Genomic DNA, 15,264 nt, shown 5'->3' with positions numbered 1-15,264 from the left:
CTACTTCCCAAACTTAGATGCGTAGCTGCTGACACTTGGAAGTCTTTGTGGATTGGTTCTGTAAGTAACCCAAAGTGTTGACCATTGCTCTCGAATCATAGGCGAGTCTTTCTTTTCGCCTTTTAGCAACCAATCTCGATCAAAATAACTTCTGTCTACATCGAGTAGCCAATCATCGATAATTTCTTCTAAATCTTGAATATCTGAAATTGCAATTCCTCGGCCATCAGAAATAAACTTGAAAAAGTCCGCTGCTAATATAGTCAAAGATATTTTATTGTACAAATTTGAACGAGTGTGCCCCCAATAGTTTGAGCGATACTCGTCCTCAAGAGAGCCAAAGTAATCTCTAACTTTTGTCCAAAACGTTACAAATACCTCTTTCCAAACTCCATCTTCATCTCTCCATCTTGCGTATGCAGAATCAAGCGAGTCAGCATCAACGATATCAGACTTAACTAATAGCTTTTTCTTCCATACATCAGCAAAGTCATTTTTATAAGGGCTACCAAAAAACTTAGCTCCCTTAAGTTCTTTGAAAATTGTGACTAAACTTTTCATTACGGTCCAAGGAAGTTTACCTGACTGTTCTCCACTAATACCAGTTTGAACCAGTTGATAAAATGGGCTTCGAGTATTCCTTGTAGCAAAAGAGACAGCCCTAGAATCATCCAAAGGAATATCCGCATTCTTTAACCTTTGGGAAACTCTCTCCAATTCTCCCTCAGATAAAGTAGTGGATACAATTGTGCCTAAAAGGGCATTGTTTATTGGCGTTGCTTTTTGATTTACGACTACGAACTGAAATACATGTTCAGCAGGGTCATCACATAAAACCAAAGACACAGGAAGTCTTCTCTCGTAGTGTTTTTTAACTTCGCTGTCAGCTATATCTGGTTCCGTACCACTAGATATTAGCTCTTCTGTCTTTCGAACAGCTTCTGGGGATGACATCATATCTTCCAAATAGGCTAAAGCACCTTTCAGTCTATGTTGCCCATCTACAATATTGACAGGTTGAAGGTAAGAAGTTATCGACTCTCGGTCAAAGCCCAAGATTGAATCCTCTTCAAAGGATTGATTCTCCTCTAAAATAGCAATTCGGCATGACACTTCTTGCCAGAGATCTTGCATATGCGAAGTTTCTAACCCTAATTCTTCTTTTTGCTCAGAATTGGCATCTGCAACACCTTCACTCTCACTAAATTGGAGCTTTAACTGTTCCAACAAGCTCTGATCTAGAACCAGCTCCCTAAGTTCCGTTACACGGGCTTCTAAAGATGACTTAAACTGTTTGAGCAAATCAGTTAAGGTGTAAGAACTAAAGTCTTCACTAACAACTGTTAACCTTCCAAATCTAGTGTATTCATCTTGAGACTCGGTGGTAAAGAAAACCCCTGGCAGTTCTCTATCCTGAGAATTGCGAGATGCACATAATAGTGGGTTCTGGATAATGTTCTTGCTATCGCTGTAGAAGTTAACAAGGCTTTTCATTCGTTCTTCTTTTACAACTCGTTGAAAACCCGAGGACTCTACAGAGTCGAAGCTTTTCTTTTGGGGTATACCTCCCCACGCATCGATTTCTTCAGCCAAAGCGTTAAAAGAAACTATCCATTCACTACTACTTGATTGCTTGAAAGCTATTGCGTCATATTCATGAGTCTTCATCATTCTTTTTTCTTCTTAGGTTAATTAGATTACATTGTATTGTTGGAACACCTTAATGGTGTCTAGTTAACAAGCTCCCAAAATGCTCTATCTCGCATCTTGACTATCTTCTTAGCACCATCGATGTATAAGCTATAGTGCTTCTCTAGCTTGTTGATGGTCTCCATCAGCTTCTCTTGTTCGGCTTTTTCGTTTACACCAAACATGGCTTTAAGCTCTTGCGGGCGAATCTTGGCAACGCGGTGAATTACCCACGTAAGCACATAGCTTGAGTAGTCGTTCTCACCGGTTTGGAAGTGTGTAATGTCTTGAGTAGACAGAATCACACCAACGCCATACTCACGACCTTCTTTCAGAATCTTGCGCAAACTCGGGAAGTTCTGAGACATAAAGTTGTCGGCTTCGTCCACCAAGATCATCTTAGTGATTTGTCGGAAATCGCCTTGAACTTCTGGCTTACCTTTCTTCTGCATTTGTGAGTAGAACAAATCCAGTGTTAATGCTACAACGAGGTTTTGGATCTCTGACGGATAACCTGCCAATTCAACAACTGTAATGCCATCAACAAGATCGTAAAGGCTCATACAGTTGGTATTATCGTCTTCGAAAATCTCTAGTTCGTACAGGCTTTCAAGTGCCGCGTATAACGAATCTTCGTCTGGGTCAGTTTCAATAAACAAGTCCCACACCTGTGAGATTGTCGGTGCTGGTTTTGTCCAAGTGCTTGGATCCGCTTTGCGAATACCAGCTAACTCATAAGCTTCACCCACCAGCTTACGTAAACGCAGTTGCTGTTTTTGTCCTAAGCCAAAAGCTTTACCCATGGTTTCAGAAAAACCACGTGCGGTGTGCACAGGCAGCATTGGCGTATCACCAAACAAACTCAATGGGTTATATGGCAGTTTATGAAGGTTAAACTTCTTACCCGCTGTCGCTTGTTGGAACTTATCGTCTACATAATCAGATTTGTAGTCGAAAATAAGCATGCCAATTGGCGCACCGTTTACGTTGTCTGCCCGATTACGATAAAGCTGTGTAATCACCGATTTAGTGAACTGAGTTTTACCCGTACCCATGGTGCCTATGATACCGGTGTTGGTATTCATAAACTTGGCGGTATTAGTTGGTTCCCAGTTCAATGGGGCTTGTGTTAGAGCATTATGACCAAAGAGCACATTTAAGTTAGTGCCGGACGGTTGTGACTTGAAGGTATCTACTGCGTCAGCACCTTGCACCGAAACGTCTTTATCTGGAGCTGTTTGTCCTTCTTCGACCTCAGAGCAACACGCTTCAGCTTCGGTGTTTAGCTCAATCCCTGAGTCATCTGTTTCTTGGTGTACGTTATTACTCGTAACATTAACTTGGCTGTCGGCTTCGAGCGCTTCTGCTTGCGTTTTTCCACCTAGGACATATTCGGTCGGTACGTGACATAACTTGACGATATCTAACTCGTTAAGCACTTCTTGCAGTGGCGTTTCGACCAAACGAGGAAGCAAGCCCATCGGAAGGTCGACTTTTAGCACGCCTTCCAACATTTGGTATTCTGGTTGCAAGCAACTTGCGCCCTCAAGATGGCTGACAACAAATCCATCTGGATAATCAGCCACTTTTGCTAGCGAGTAATCGCCTTTCAGCCACTCTTCTTTGTTGTCTAGCAGTACGTCAAAGTAGTTTGGAGCGAACACGTTGTACAAGCGGTACTTGTCTACCTGCATGAGCACTTGACGCATAAACAGGCCGCGGTAAAGTTTGCTTGCAAGATTGTCATTGCCAAGCAGATCGTCGCTCAGGTAACGCAACAACTCTTTTGATTGCTTAACTGCTTTTTTGTAGTCCGGAATTGAACCCGTTTTTACTTCCACTGGAAGCAAGTACATGTCTTGCCCTTTAAAGCCTACGAGCAATACATCATCAGAAATCTCGCCTTTTTTGTAGCCATGAACGTTACGTGAGAATTCACTGTCCGACATTTTCAGGCCAATGTTTCCTGAGACACGGATCATTTCTGCCACAGAAAGCGGAACCCAAGTGATGTCTGAGTTATGCACTAAGCTGGTAACAAACTTATAAGCACCAATGACACCTTTACGCTCTTTGTTGATGGTTGGCGCGCAGGTCATCATCTTCAACAGCCAGTCGCCATTAAAGGCATTGAACTCGTTAATTTGCCCCCCATCACCCTGCTTAATGACTTTTTCGAACAGACCACGCTGCGCAGTAACAGTGATTGCATCGTAGCTAGAAGAGCTGGTGTACTGATCGGAATAGTGAATCAGCACTACATCTTCATTGCTATGGAAGAAATCTAATGTCACTTTTGGATCAATAATGGTTGTCCAAATAGAGCTATCGTATGAGCGCTCTAGCAAACCTTTAAAATCTTCACTCACTGCAAGCGCAACTGCGTTTGCACCGTGATATTGCGTATTCGGCTTTAACGCTGGCTTGAGTAAAGCACCAACGTATTTGGCCATCATCAGGTGTGGATGGTCTTGATAATCCGTTCCCTTCAAACCAAAGCCAGTAAAGTAAGAGCCAGATTTACTCTCAGACGCGTCACCCGTTAATAGACCATCACATGCAATACCAGAAGCCATGTCTTCGATTGCAATGTCTGAGCAATCCACTTTGTCGTTATTACGGAAGAACGAGAGATGTGCGTATGACTGGCCGTCTTTATTCGCCTGCTCATTGGTAAACTTACTGTAGGTTAAACGAGTGCGAAGGATATCAATGATGGTATCCGCCACTTCACGTACTTTACCTTTGTTCAGCTCTAACCACTCTTTCAGTTCGTCGTAATTGGCGGTTTCCGCAAATCGGTCAAACGCATTGAACGTCAGTTTGTCATCATAAAGGTTGATGTGAATCGAAGCTGCTTGCTCTTGATTGCTGCGGATGTAATCCACTAGCCCCATGAACAGTTCTTCAGCGCTGTCTTGATTCACTGCGTTAATGATGATGCTCTTTTCAGAACCTGTGAATAGTTGACTAAATGCGGTCTGGAACTCGTCGATTTTTTCTTTAACGAGTTTACGAACGAACGTCAGTGAGCTCTTCTCCTGAGGGACGCTCTTGATCCAAAATGCGTTTTCTTTCACCTGTTGGTTGTAAGCAAACTCGTGCTGAGGATGATAAACATATGGCAACAACCCTTTTGGTGATAGGCGCTCAAACGTCACATCTGGCAAGCTAGCAAAGCTTTCATCTTCACGAATCACTTTGCGTAGATTTAGGTAGTAAGCCAAGATTAACGGATGGAACGGAGAGTAATATTCTTCGCCTTCAGATTTAACCAAACCAATTTGCAGCGCAGCTTTTTGCTCTTTGGTCAGCATACTGCCCGTTGGAATCGCTTCAAAATACGCAAGACTTGCATCGACTACATTTTGTACAAGCGTCGTAAAATCATCCCCCCAAGAGGCTAGAGATGGTGTACTGCGGCGCTGTTCTAGGTAATCAAAAAGCTCAACATAAGAACCATGAATCGCATCATCAATCGCTTGCAGATCATCGAGCTTAATTGCCCCAGAATCCGCAATAGACACTACTTTGTTGTTGATGAACTCTTCTTCCCAACGCAGTAGTTTTAAACGAACACCTGGAACAACAAACTCACTGTTATCGATGCCTACTTTGCCTTTTTGAGAATAAAACTCACCGTTATATTCATCTTTGAAAAGCTTGTGATAACGACCTCTATTCAGCAGCAAAGGTAAACTCAATGAATCAGTCGCTACTGCACCTTCAACATTAAATTTGAGCTGGTTATCACCTGATTTAACGGCAAAATCTATTTCGTCAGCTTCATTGGCGAGAGCTTCAAAATCCACGAAGGCGTAATCAGCCGCATCAACAACCTGCTTGGCATCAAGCAGTGAACATGCGCTGCCTTCGTTGGCTCTGATTTGCAGTTTGTTCTCTTCCATGTTCAAGGTTAAACGCTGCTTCGCTGGTGCAGGCTCTATCAAGAAGATGTTTTTGAATGGCTCAATATAGAACTCGCCTTTACGAACCACTAAACAACGGAAGTTATAAACCTCAGATTTATTCTCACGTTCGAGTTTTAAATTAAAATACAATGGCTCGTTGTGGTATCTAGCTCTTAACTTAGCATTTGCTCCAAACTTCGTAGGGTCAACTTTTACTTTTTCTTCGCTACGAAGCGCATTTTTAGGAACAATTTTGAATTGATTTTTTGCAAGATCGGGCGCGCCTACAAACAAGAGCTTCAGTTCGAATTCGTCAACGCCCTCGTCTAATTCGATGATTATATGTCGATCACGCATGCCCGCTTTGGTTTCTGCACGGTTGCGCGCAGTAATGGTCATGCCTTCGCTCGCTTGCTCTTCTTCAAGGACAAGTTGCTGCTGCGCATTGCGTTTTTTCTCTTGCAGAAACGCTTCAAACTCGACATCTTTCCACGCATCAGTTTCAGAGAAGTTTTCGTTAATGAATTTTTCACCAAACGACTTCAAACGATCCTGAAGCTGATCACCGAAGTGTTCCACTTCAAAAGAAAGTTCTTCATAGAGTGCACGGTTGTCTTCCAAACGTTTTTTAATTTGTTTTGGGTTACCACTCATCTCTGCAACGAGCGGATCTTCAAACATACCAAGCTCATTGAAGCGCAGATCACCATCTTCCACAGCTTTGTATAGTGATTCGAAACCGAACATGGTCGCGCCATCTTCAAGGATCGCATCAAACTGGTCATCCAAAAGACAATTAGACACATCACGGCCTTTGTCTTGTTGATCAATCAGCCCTTTCATCGCCGCTTTGATCTTGCTTGGGCTCCACACCTGACCAAGCTGAGCCAGATCTTCTGCTGAGTTAATCAAGGTATCCAACAAGCTATTGTGAATGACCACCAGCGCGCAGCCCTTCAAGTAGCCTGACTGGCTTGCAACTTCATCACGTAGGTGAGAGATATAGTTTTCTGTAAAGCCTTGGTACTCAGCAGGATCTTCACTATGAATAACAGGTACGATCTTACAGTTAGACAACTGAATAAATGGCAGCTCGATACCGTTACTCGCACTAATACTACTTTGCGAATGTGCGATCATCGCTTGGTACAAACGCACACTGTTTTCGCTATCTGGTGACTTGAACTGATAACGGAAGCCTGCCTTGATGTGAGCTTCAGCATCAGCTAGAAACTGCTCAACTAGAAAGGTCTCAAATTGTTTTACGGACATAAACTGCGTCTCCACTATCACTCATGCGCTCAACGTTACCAATGCGCTCATAGAATTTAATTAGTTCTTGTTCGGTTTGTTTATCAACGAAAATGCCACGTTGTTTAAATGCGGCAATTAGTTCGTGGAAACGGAGTTTGTCCTTTTCTCCAACAACAAGGTTGGTTAATAAAATGATGTAGTCTTGGTTAAGTACCAACACTCGGCCACTGCGACCTCGGCTTTGAATAAAGTGAGCAGCAAGATACTTTTCTACTTCAGAAACGTATTTTTTGTTGATGTTGAATCGCTCACCGATACTAAACTGTGCCATGGCTAACTTCATGATGTTGCCAAGCCAGTCCAGCGCAGATTCCGATTCATCAAGCGATGTATCAAGTCCACGCTGAGCTTTAAATGCTCGCGCAAAGTTCTCTAAGTCACTCTTTAGGTGTTCATAGCGGGACTCTTGAATCCCCTTTGAAATCGCCCACAATGGTACTTTGGCAGCACTCTTGTCACCCATGCCAGGCTGGAGAAGTTCTAGCATTGTCAACATTGGGAACAAACGAGTCGCCGATTCATTGAAAAGCTTGTAACCGTGATTTTTGATGTGTGTACGTTCATTGCTAGCACGCTCATGATCCATGATGAAGTACAACGGCTTCGCTGTTGGCTCCTCACCAGAGCGCCAATCTGTGAGCGATAGGCTTAACTGAGCGGTGTAAGCGAAACCGTAAAAAGACAAAAACGATTCGATTTCACTTAACAGGTACTTAGGTCGACTTGCCAAAAACTTCAAATCATCACGAAATGCTTTGGATAGGTATGGCAAGTATGGATGCTCACTTGCTTGCATTGATGAATCACTCTTCATCTTGCCACGCAGAGTTGAAAGCATCTCTCGTTCGATAAAGTTGAGTTTTGCATCAAACTCTTCGACACGCATGTTCTGAAGTAAGTTGGTAAACATAGAAGCAACACGAGAATCGCCTGCTGCAAACTCACCTTTTTGCGCACGAAATAGTAAAAGCTCAGGGCTCACAGAGAAGATATCTTTGTTGTCAAAGTACATCTCTCGTAGTACTGCCCAAAACTCTTCTTCGCCTAACTTCTCTTCAAATGCAGACTGACAGTCAGAGACAAAATCCTCGTATTTGTAGCCTTCAATCTTCTTACGTAATAATCCACGCAATACAAGACCAATCACCGCATCGCTATCAAAGTCATTGCCTTTAGTACGAATTGGCAAATAGCTGTTCAAGCTGTTTTTATTGGGTACGTCTTCCGCCGTTTGTGGCAATTTCTGATTAAACGGTTTGATGTATTTATCCATTGTCATCTTAAATACCACTCACTTCGAAATACTCGTCATCTTCATTGACGATCTTGTAGCGCTTATCATTTTTCAGGATAAACAGGGTGTTCTTCTCGTTTGCAACAGCGATGAGCTGTTCAATCACCTCATCCAACAAAAGCACCGCGTTTTTATCGTGCTTGTTAGGTCGATACCCCTGATTAATCTTTTCTAGCAACTCAAGTAAGTTAATACTGATTGGCATTGGAAGCAGAGCGTTATCATCAGCACGGATGTGCGCATTGAAAGAACCAATTTTGCCAACACCTTGAGTTTTGATAGCGGTAAAATCAGGTTTCACCTCAAGCTCTGCTGCGGTTTTAAACCCGTTGTATTCTGAGATAAAAAATTGGTCTTTATCGAGCGTTGGAGAGTTACGATTACAGTAACGATGAATCGCCGAAATTAGGATGTCTTTATAGAACTTGTTTAGCTCTTTTTTCTGTTTACCAGAACCATCAAACTCACGGTGAAGCAGCCAAGTATTCGCGTACTGATTCACTAAAGAGTTATCGAAGTCGACTTTCAGCTCGTTGATATAATTATTTGCAAACTGCTCTTCATCTTTGAGCAAGTAAACCATGCGAAGGTAAGAAGCAGCATTTGATACATCAAATACACCTAGTGGCTTCACTTGTTCTTTCAACTGAGTAAAGCCTTCTTCTTCAATGCCCAAACCAAATTGCAGAACAAACTCATCAATCTTGCGAGTATGAATATTGCTTGGGTCAAAGCTCTGAATATGCTCTAGCAACTCGTTATCCGCACCGGAGAACAAGTTGTCGAACAGGTAACCTTCTTCCATTGCTAAGATCTGGAATACAAAATCCAGTAGAGCACGTGCTGTTAAAAATTGGTCTTTGATCAAACGCGCTTTGAGTAACAGAGCGATAATGTTCTTTTGAACGGACTCCAGACCCAATAAAGCGTAGTTTGCAGTCAGTACGCTGTGACCAGACTTTTTCACTTCACTGTCGTAGAGCGCATAAAACGGGTTATCTAAAGTTGGCTCAGTTAAGCGAGCTAGAAATTGAGCGGCAAAATCGGATGTGCTCACTTCGTGGCCAAGAGTAAATTTCGGATACTGTTCGAAATCTAGAAATGTATGGTTTGCTGGAATGTCGTCCGTTTGATTATCCAGAAAAGCCTTTATCGACGCTTTAACATCGTTATGTTGGTCAGCACCTTCCTCAGCATAGTTACCCAACATACCAATATTAATGCCAACAACGAGTGGCTTGTCATTTCCTTTGAACTGAGTAAAACGCTCATCTAACGCATGAATAGCTGTTTGGCTCGGGTTGAAGCTATGTGTCGCATCAAGATGAAAATCATGCGTTGCTTTATGCTTTTGGCTGTATTGAGTCAAAATCTCCGACTTGCCGTCACCACTACTGCCACACAAAAAGATGATCTCATCTTTTTTTGCAGACAGAAGCGCTTGCTTAAAATCAGCTTCAATGTCGGTTTTGATGTAGATATGACTTTTATATTCAGCCAAAAGGTCTTGATTTTGCTCTCTTTCGGTACTTACCGCATAGGGTGAGGACTTGGAGAGAATGCTGAGGGCTTGTGCTAAATTCAAGGTTCTTTCTCTTCAAAGGTTGATTAAACGGACTTTCTTTGTGGGATTGAATACTACCAAACGAAGAAAACACACGATACCGTATATGAAATGCATCTAGTTTAAATGGGTAATTTATAACCACCATTTATGCAACCAGTTCATATTACTCTTCTCACACAAAAGTTGAATTCTGACCTTAATAAAATTTGAGCCAACTGACATTGCTATGAGTCAGAATTTTCAACTTTCGTATGACGTAAGCACTATACCCCCAAGAAAAATGTACGTATATTCTGTATACATCAACATGTATCATTTTCAGGCATTAAAACAGCACAATGACTATCAAATGGGATCAACTTCTTCGCTTCAAACTGATTGAAGTAGTCGCGTTGTGGGAAGGTCGAGTTACCACTAATCATTTGTGTAACTCATTCAATATAAAGCGACAACAAGCATCTCGAGACATCAAAGCATTCCAAGAGCAGTTTGAGTTCCCCCCTCTTATCCACGATAGAAGTATTAAAGGTTATCGCCCGTCAGAAGACTTCGTCCCTCGCTTTACAAAAGGCACACCAAACGAATACTTGTCACTGCTGCACAAATACAGCAATGAGCACGTCGATGGTTTCGACATACAAAACTTAGGTCATGCCGATTCTATCGTTCTCTCTGTTCCAGATAGGCACGTCGCTCCGATCATTGTTCGCGGCTTGCTGCAGGCTGCTAGAGAAAAGCGTCGAGTGGATATTGAGTACGTTTCAATGGATAGCCCAAAAGGCCGTGGTAGAAACATTGTTCCTCACACTATCGTATTTGACGGCTTTCGCTGGCATGTACGCGCTTACTGCGAAGATAGACAAATGTTCTTAGATTTTGTTTTAAGCCGCTTCCGAGGAGAGCCAGAACTGCTCGACAAGTCGAACATTGGAATGGATGCGGATGAAGACTGGATGATTGAAGAAACCATCCAAATCATTCCAAATCCGCACTTAACACCGGAACAACAAGCCATTGTGAAAGCAGATTACGGAATGGATGAGTCATCTTTTACTATCAGTTGCCGAAGAGCACTGATTAAGTACTTGGTTAAGCGATTAGATATATGCGTAGATCAGAGAAAACTAAAATCCTCTCCGAAAAAATACCAACTAACAGTCGCTAACCCTCACGTGGTTAAACGTTGGCTTTTGTAATTGATTGCCCCTTTACAACATGGGGCATCAGTTTCAATATCAAACAACAGAAATGCGGTATAAAAAGTCATTGATGGAGGTGATTCTGACCTGAGCGCCTTCTTCTAAAGAGTGCTTTTCGAAGAATTGTTTTTGGATCGCTCGCTCTCTGAAAATTCGCTTTGTCCCATCGATGTCTGTTGTCACTGCACCGACGCCAGCAAACTCTATCGTCAGCAATTCGGGAGCAATCAATGAGCGGTTCTTTCCACCAACTGTTGATTTAGGAAACTGGTCCATAAAGCCAGTCAAATACATATGAGAGTTTCGGATATTGCCGCCAGTCAACGTGATGACTTGATTCATATTGCAAGCTCCTGATTTTAATGGTTCCAAAACGACAAAACCCCGATAACTCGAGGAGCTATCGGGGTTTCTAAATAAATGGCACGCCCTATAGGATTCGAACCTATGACCACATCCTTAGAAGGGACGTGCTCTATCCAGCTGAGCTAAGGGCGCGCTACAGGGACAGGATTATACGAGTTCAAACGCTTAAATCAACGGGTTTTCATAACATTCTGATCTGAGTGCCTAAAAAAAGGGCACTGAAATGAGAAATGTTCAAAAACACCACAAAGCAAACGTTTGCGTATGGATGTCTCACAGTTTTTCTGCGACAATGCGCAGCGATTAATTTGCCTTCTCAATTTATTAAGGAAAGTCATGACTGCTCAAAATATTGATGGAACCCTTATCTCCCAAACTGTTCGTTCGGAAGTTGCGGCTCGAGTGAAAGCTCGCAAAGAAGCAGGACTACGTGCGCCAGGGTTGGCAGTGGTTTTAGTTGGCGAAGACCCAGCATCTCAGGTATACGTTGGCAGTAAGCGCCGTGCGTGTGAAGAAGTTGGCTTTGTCTCTAAGTCTTTTGACCTTCCTGCGACAACGTCGGAAGAAGAGTTGTTGGCACTTATCGATGAGTTGAACAACGATGCAGAAATCGACGGCATTCTTGTTCAGTTGCCACTTCCTGCTGGCATCGATGCAACACACGTTCTTGAGCGTATTCACCCAGAAAAAGACGTAGATGGCTTCCACCCTTACAATGTGGGCCGTCTAGCGCAGCGCATTCCTAAGCTTCGCTCTTGTACACCAAAAGGCATCATCACTCTTCTTGACCGTTACAACATTGAGCTACGTGGTAAGCACGCGGTTGTGGTTGGCGCATCGAACATCGTTGGCCGCCCAATGACGCTTGAGCTGCTTCTTGCTGGCTGTACAACAACGACTTGTCACCGCTTCACAAAAGACCTAGAAGGCCACGTTCGCCAAGCTGATCTAGTTGTCGTTGCAGTTGGTAAACCAAACTTCATTCCTGGTGAGTGGATCAAGAAAGGCGCAGTTGTGGTCGATGTGGGCATCAACCGTCTTGAATCTGGCAAGCTAGTGGGTGACGTGGAATACGATAAAGCACGTGAGAATGCGAGCTTTATTACACCAGTACCGGGCGGCGTTGGCCCAATGACGGTAGCAAGCCTAATTGAGAACACGATGCTGGCTTGCGAGCAGTTCCATACGAAGAAATAAAGAATTACCGATACTGAAAGGGCTCCGCAAGGAGCCCTTTTTGTTTGAAGTAATAACCCCCTCTAACTCCCCCTTGAAAATGGGGAGGACCGGACTGAGATCGCTTTTAGTTCGCTGACTTATTCAAATACCGAAACCGGATTTAGTTTGGAGCAGCAACCCCCTCTAGCTCCCCCTTGAAAATGGGGAGGACTGGGCTGAGTTTGCTTTTAGCTCCCTGACTTATTCGAATGCCGACGCTGGATTTAGTTTGGAGCAGCAACCCCCTCTAGCTCCCCCTTGAGAATGGGGAGGACTGGGCTGAGTTTGCTTTTAGCTCCCTGACTAATTCAAATGCCAAAGTTGGATTTAGTTCGGAGTAGCAACCCCCTCTAACTCCCCCTTGAAAATGGGGAGGACTGGGCTGAGTTTGCTTTTGGTTCGCTGACTTATTCAAATACCGAAACCGAATTTGGTTCGGAGCAACAACCCCCTCTAACTCCCCCTTGAAAATGGGGAGGACCGGACTGAGATCGCTTTTAGTTCGCTGACTTATTCAAATACCGAAGCTGAGTTTAGTTCTGAGTAACAACCCCCTCTAGCTCCCCCTGGGAAAGGGGGAGGACTGGGCTGCATTCGCTTTTTGTTTCCTGACTTATTCAAATGCCGAAGCTGGATTTAGTTCGGAGTAGCAATCCCCTCGAACTCCCTCTTAAAAATGGGGAGGATCGGGCTGAGATCGCTTTTACTCATGAAATTACAGCGAACATCATATTAATTGTCGGTTGGTGTTTCACACTAAGCGCGCTCAGGTCTAGTCCCCTCCCCTTTCTAAGGGGAGGGTTAGGGAGGGGTTGAGAACGCAAAGGAAGCACAAGTGCCACAACGAACTTTTAATTTAAAATACCAAAAACCAATCAGAAGTCGATTACGTGTAAATATGCCAAAACCTGAAAAAGTACTTTGGCAAAGAATCAGGCGTAAACAGCTTGGCGTAAAGTTTCGTAGGCAACATGGCATTGGTCGCTATATTGTTGACTTCTATTGTACGGAATTGAACTTGGTTATTGAGATTGATGGCGATAGCCATTTCTCTGATGAGGGAAAAGAGAAAGATGCAATGAGGGATGCATTTCTGGAAGCATTGGGGATTGAGGTTCTGCGATTCACCAACGAAGAAGTGATGAATCAGACCGAGTCCGTTTTGGAAAGGTTATTCAATTTAGTTCGGAGCAGTAACCCCCTCTAACTCCCCCTTAAAAATGGGGAGGACCGGGCTGAGATCGCTTTTGGTCTTCTAACTTATCCAAATACCGAAACCGGATTTAGTTTGGAGCAACAACCCCCTCTAACTCCCCCTTGGAAAGGGGGAGGACCGGAAAGAGAACGATTCAACTAATGCAATCGCCACAGAAGTTGTATTAACTGTCGATTGACGCTTCACAATCAGCGCACTCGGGCCGAGTTCCCTCCCCTTTCGAAGGGGAGGGTTAGGGAGGGGTTCTGTTATAAGCTCAAAATCACGCCAGCGATTGATGCACTCATCAGGTTAGCCATCACACCTGCAATAATTGCTCGGAAACCGTGTTTAGATACGAAAGCGCGCTTCTCAGGAACAAGTGAACCTAGGCCACCAATTAGCATTGCCATGCTTGAGATGTTAGCAAAGCCACACAGAGCAAAAGTCACAATCGCTTGTGAATGGGCACTCAGTTGAGACTTCACATCAGCCAATTGAATGAAAGCGACAAACTCGTTCACTACGATTTTGTTACCGATTAATGAGCCTGCAGTGATGGCCTCATTCCAAGGAATACCAAGCAACCAAGCAACAGGAGCAAACACGTAACCAAGGACTAGTTCAAAACTCAGTTGGACACCAAACCAATCACCAACCCAGCCTAGCACACCGTTAAGCAGTGCAATCACACTGATGAATGCCAGCAAAGTACCACCAACAGAGATAGCAATACTGACACCAGCCATAGCACCATCCGCCAAAGCTTCTACCACGTTAGTTGCACGCGGGATCTCTACTTGGCTGATATCGATATCTGGTGCTTTTACCTCATCTTCTGGCATCAGCATTTTCGCCATCAAAAGACCAGCTGGTGCAGACATAAATGCCGCAGCTATCAAGTAGTTTAAATCCACCCCTAAAGAAGCGTAACCAACCAGAGTACCACCAGCAACAGAAGCCAAACCACCCGTCATTACCGCGAAGAACTGAGAATCCGTCATGTGCTTTAGGTATGGCTTCACCATTAACGGAGCTTCAATCGTGCCAACAAAAATGTTCGCGGTTGCAGAAAGCGATTCCGCACGGCCAATACCCAATAGCTTTTGGATACCACCACCAATGAAGTTAATGACTCTCGGCATTACCCCTAGATGATACAAACCAGAGATTAATGAAGAGAAGAAGACGATGATGCCAAGGACATTAATCGCAAACGTGAATCCGCCAGTAGCAAGATTACCAAAAAGAAATGCGATACCTTCTTGGCCATAGTTGATCAGTTTAGAGACGACGCCACTTACCGAACTTAACGCTTCTCTGCCTGCTGGTACATACAGCACTAGCAGTGCAAACAGCACTTGAAGAGCAAACGCTAAAGATACCGTTCTGAGCTTGATATTTTTTCTGTTTGTAGAAAGCAGCCATGCTACGAATAGAATGGCTACGATACCAATAATTGAGTTCATAAAGTGGTTCCGACAAAAGGGGGATAGGAAAGGCGTCGGATT

Annotated in this window: 9 protein-coding genes and 1 tRNA gene; 3 read left to right on the top strand and 7 right to left on the bottom strand. The window is 43.7% G+C overall.

The features are described 5' to 3' along the window. Genes J4N37_RS04195 through dptF form a run of 4 tightly spaced genes read right to left on the bottom strand, consistent with a single transcriptional unit; the run spans window position 1 to window position 9,793 of the window. Window positions 1-1,671 (bottom strand): ParB N-terminal domain-containing protein, encoded by a 1,671-nt coding sequence (locus J4N37_RS04195; RefSeq protein WP_252041718.1) that lies wholly within the window; start codon window positions 1,669-1,671, stop codon window positions 1-3. A gap of 59 nt (window positions 1,672-1,730) precedes the next feature. Beyond that, window positions 1,731-6,872 carry a DNA phosphorothioation-dependent restriction protein DptH gene (gene dptH / locus J4N37_RS04190; RefSeq protein ID WP_252041717.1) on the bottom strand — a complete coding sequence of 1,714 codons (5,142 nt, stop codon included), beginning with the start codon at window positions 6,870-6,872 and terminating at the stop codon, window positions 1,731-1,733. Further along, window positions 6,853-8,193 (bottom strand): DNA phosphorothioation-dependent restriction protein DptG, encoded by a 1,341-nt coding sequence (gene dptG / locus J4N37_RS04185; RefSeq protein WP_252041716.1) that lies wholly within the window; start codon window positions 8,191-8,193, stop codon window positions 6,853-6,855. Before dptG ends, dptH begins: the two co-directional genes overlap by 20 nt. A 1-nt stretch (window position 8,194) precedes the next feature. After that, window positions 8,195-9,793 carry a DNA phosphorothioation-dependent restriction protein DptF gene (gene dptF, locus J4N37_RS04180; RefSeq protein WP_252041715.1) on the bottom strand — a complete coding sequence of 533 codons (1,599 nt, stop codon included), beginning with the start codon at window positions 9,791-9,793 and terminating at the stop codon, window positions 8,195-8,197. A gap of 320 nt (window positions 9,794-10,113) precedes the next feature. Between dptF and J4N37_RS04175 the strand changes: the two genes are divergently transcribed. Next, window positions 10,114-10,971 carry a BrxR family helix-turn-helix transcriptional regulator gene (locus J4N37_RS04175; RefSeq protein ID WP_252041713.1) on the top strand — a complete coding sequence of 286 codons (858 nt, stop codon included), beginning with the start codon at window positions 10,114-10,116 and terminating at the stop codon, window positions 10,969-10,971. A gap of 39 nt (window positions 10,972-11,010) precedes the next feature. Here the strand turns inward: J4N37_RS04175 and J4N37_RS04170 are convergent, their stop codons facing one another. Together J4N37_RS04170 and J4N37_RS04165 are read right to left on the bottom strand one after the other, a co-directional pair. After that, window positions 11,011-11,316, bottom strand: coding sequence for a hypothetical protein (locus J4N37_RS04170; RefSeq protein ID WP_252041712.1), 306 nt, complete (start codon window positions 11,314-11,316; stop codon window positions 11,011-11,013). Window positions 11,317-11,395: 79 nt separating this feature from the next. After that, a tRNA-Arg gene (locus J4N37_RS04165) sits at window positions 11,396-11,472 on the bottom strand. Between the two features lie 204 nt (window positions 11,473-11,676). Between J4N37_RS04165 and folD the strand changes: the two genes are divergently transcribed. Both folD and J4N37_RS04155 read left to right on the top strand, forming a co-directional pair. Further along, window positions 11,677-12,537: a bifunctional methylenetetrahydrofolate dehydrogenase/methenyltetrahydrofolate cyclohydrolase FolD gene (gene folD, locus J4N37_RS04160; protein WP_252041711.1), complete on the top strand. Its 861-nt coding sequence runs from the start codon at window positions 11,677-11,679 to the stop codon at window positions 12,535-12,537. Between the two features lie 856 nt (window positions 12,538-13,393). Further along, window positions 13,394-13,765, top strand: a complete 372-nt coding sequence (locus tag J4N37_RS04155) for an endonuclease domain-containing protein (RefSeq protein ID WP_252041710.1) — start codon at window positions 13,394-13,396, stop codon at window positions 13,763-13,765. Between the two features lie 257 nt (window positions 13,766-14,022). Here the strand turns inward: J4N37_RS04155 and J4N37_RS04150 are convergent, their stop codons facing one another. Continuing rightward, the gene (locus J4N37_RS04150; protein WP_071235582.1) at window positions 14,023-15,222 is read right to left on the bottom strand and encodes a NupC/NupG family nucleoside CNT transporter; all 1,200 of its coding nucleotides are present in this window, start codon (window positions 15,220-15,222) and stop codon (window positions 14,023-14,025) included. Window positions 15,223-15,264 lie beyond the last annotated feature (42 nt).

The sequence above is a fragment of the Vibrio sp. SCSIO 43153 genome (assembly GCF_023716625.1).
Classification (GTDB): domain Bacteria; phylum Pseudomonadota; class Gammaproteobacteria; order Enterobacterales; family Vibrionaceae; genus Vibrio; species Vibrio rotiferianus.
The sequence above is the reverse complement of the archived record's forward strand: the minus strand, read 5'-3'. Positions and strand labels throughout refer to the sequence as shown.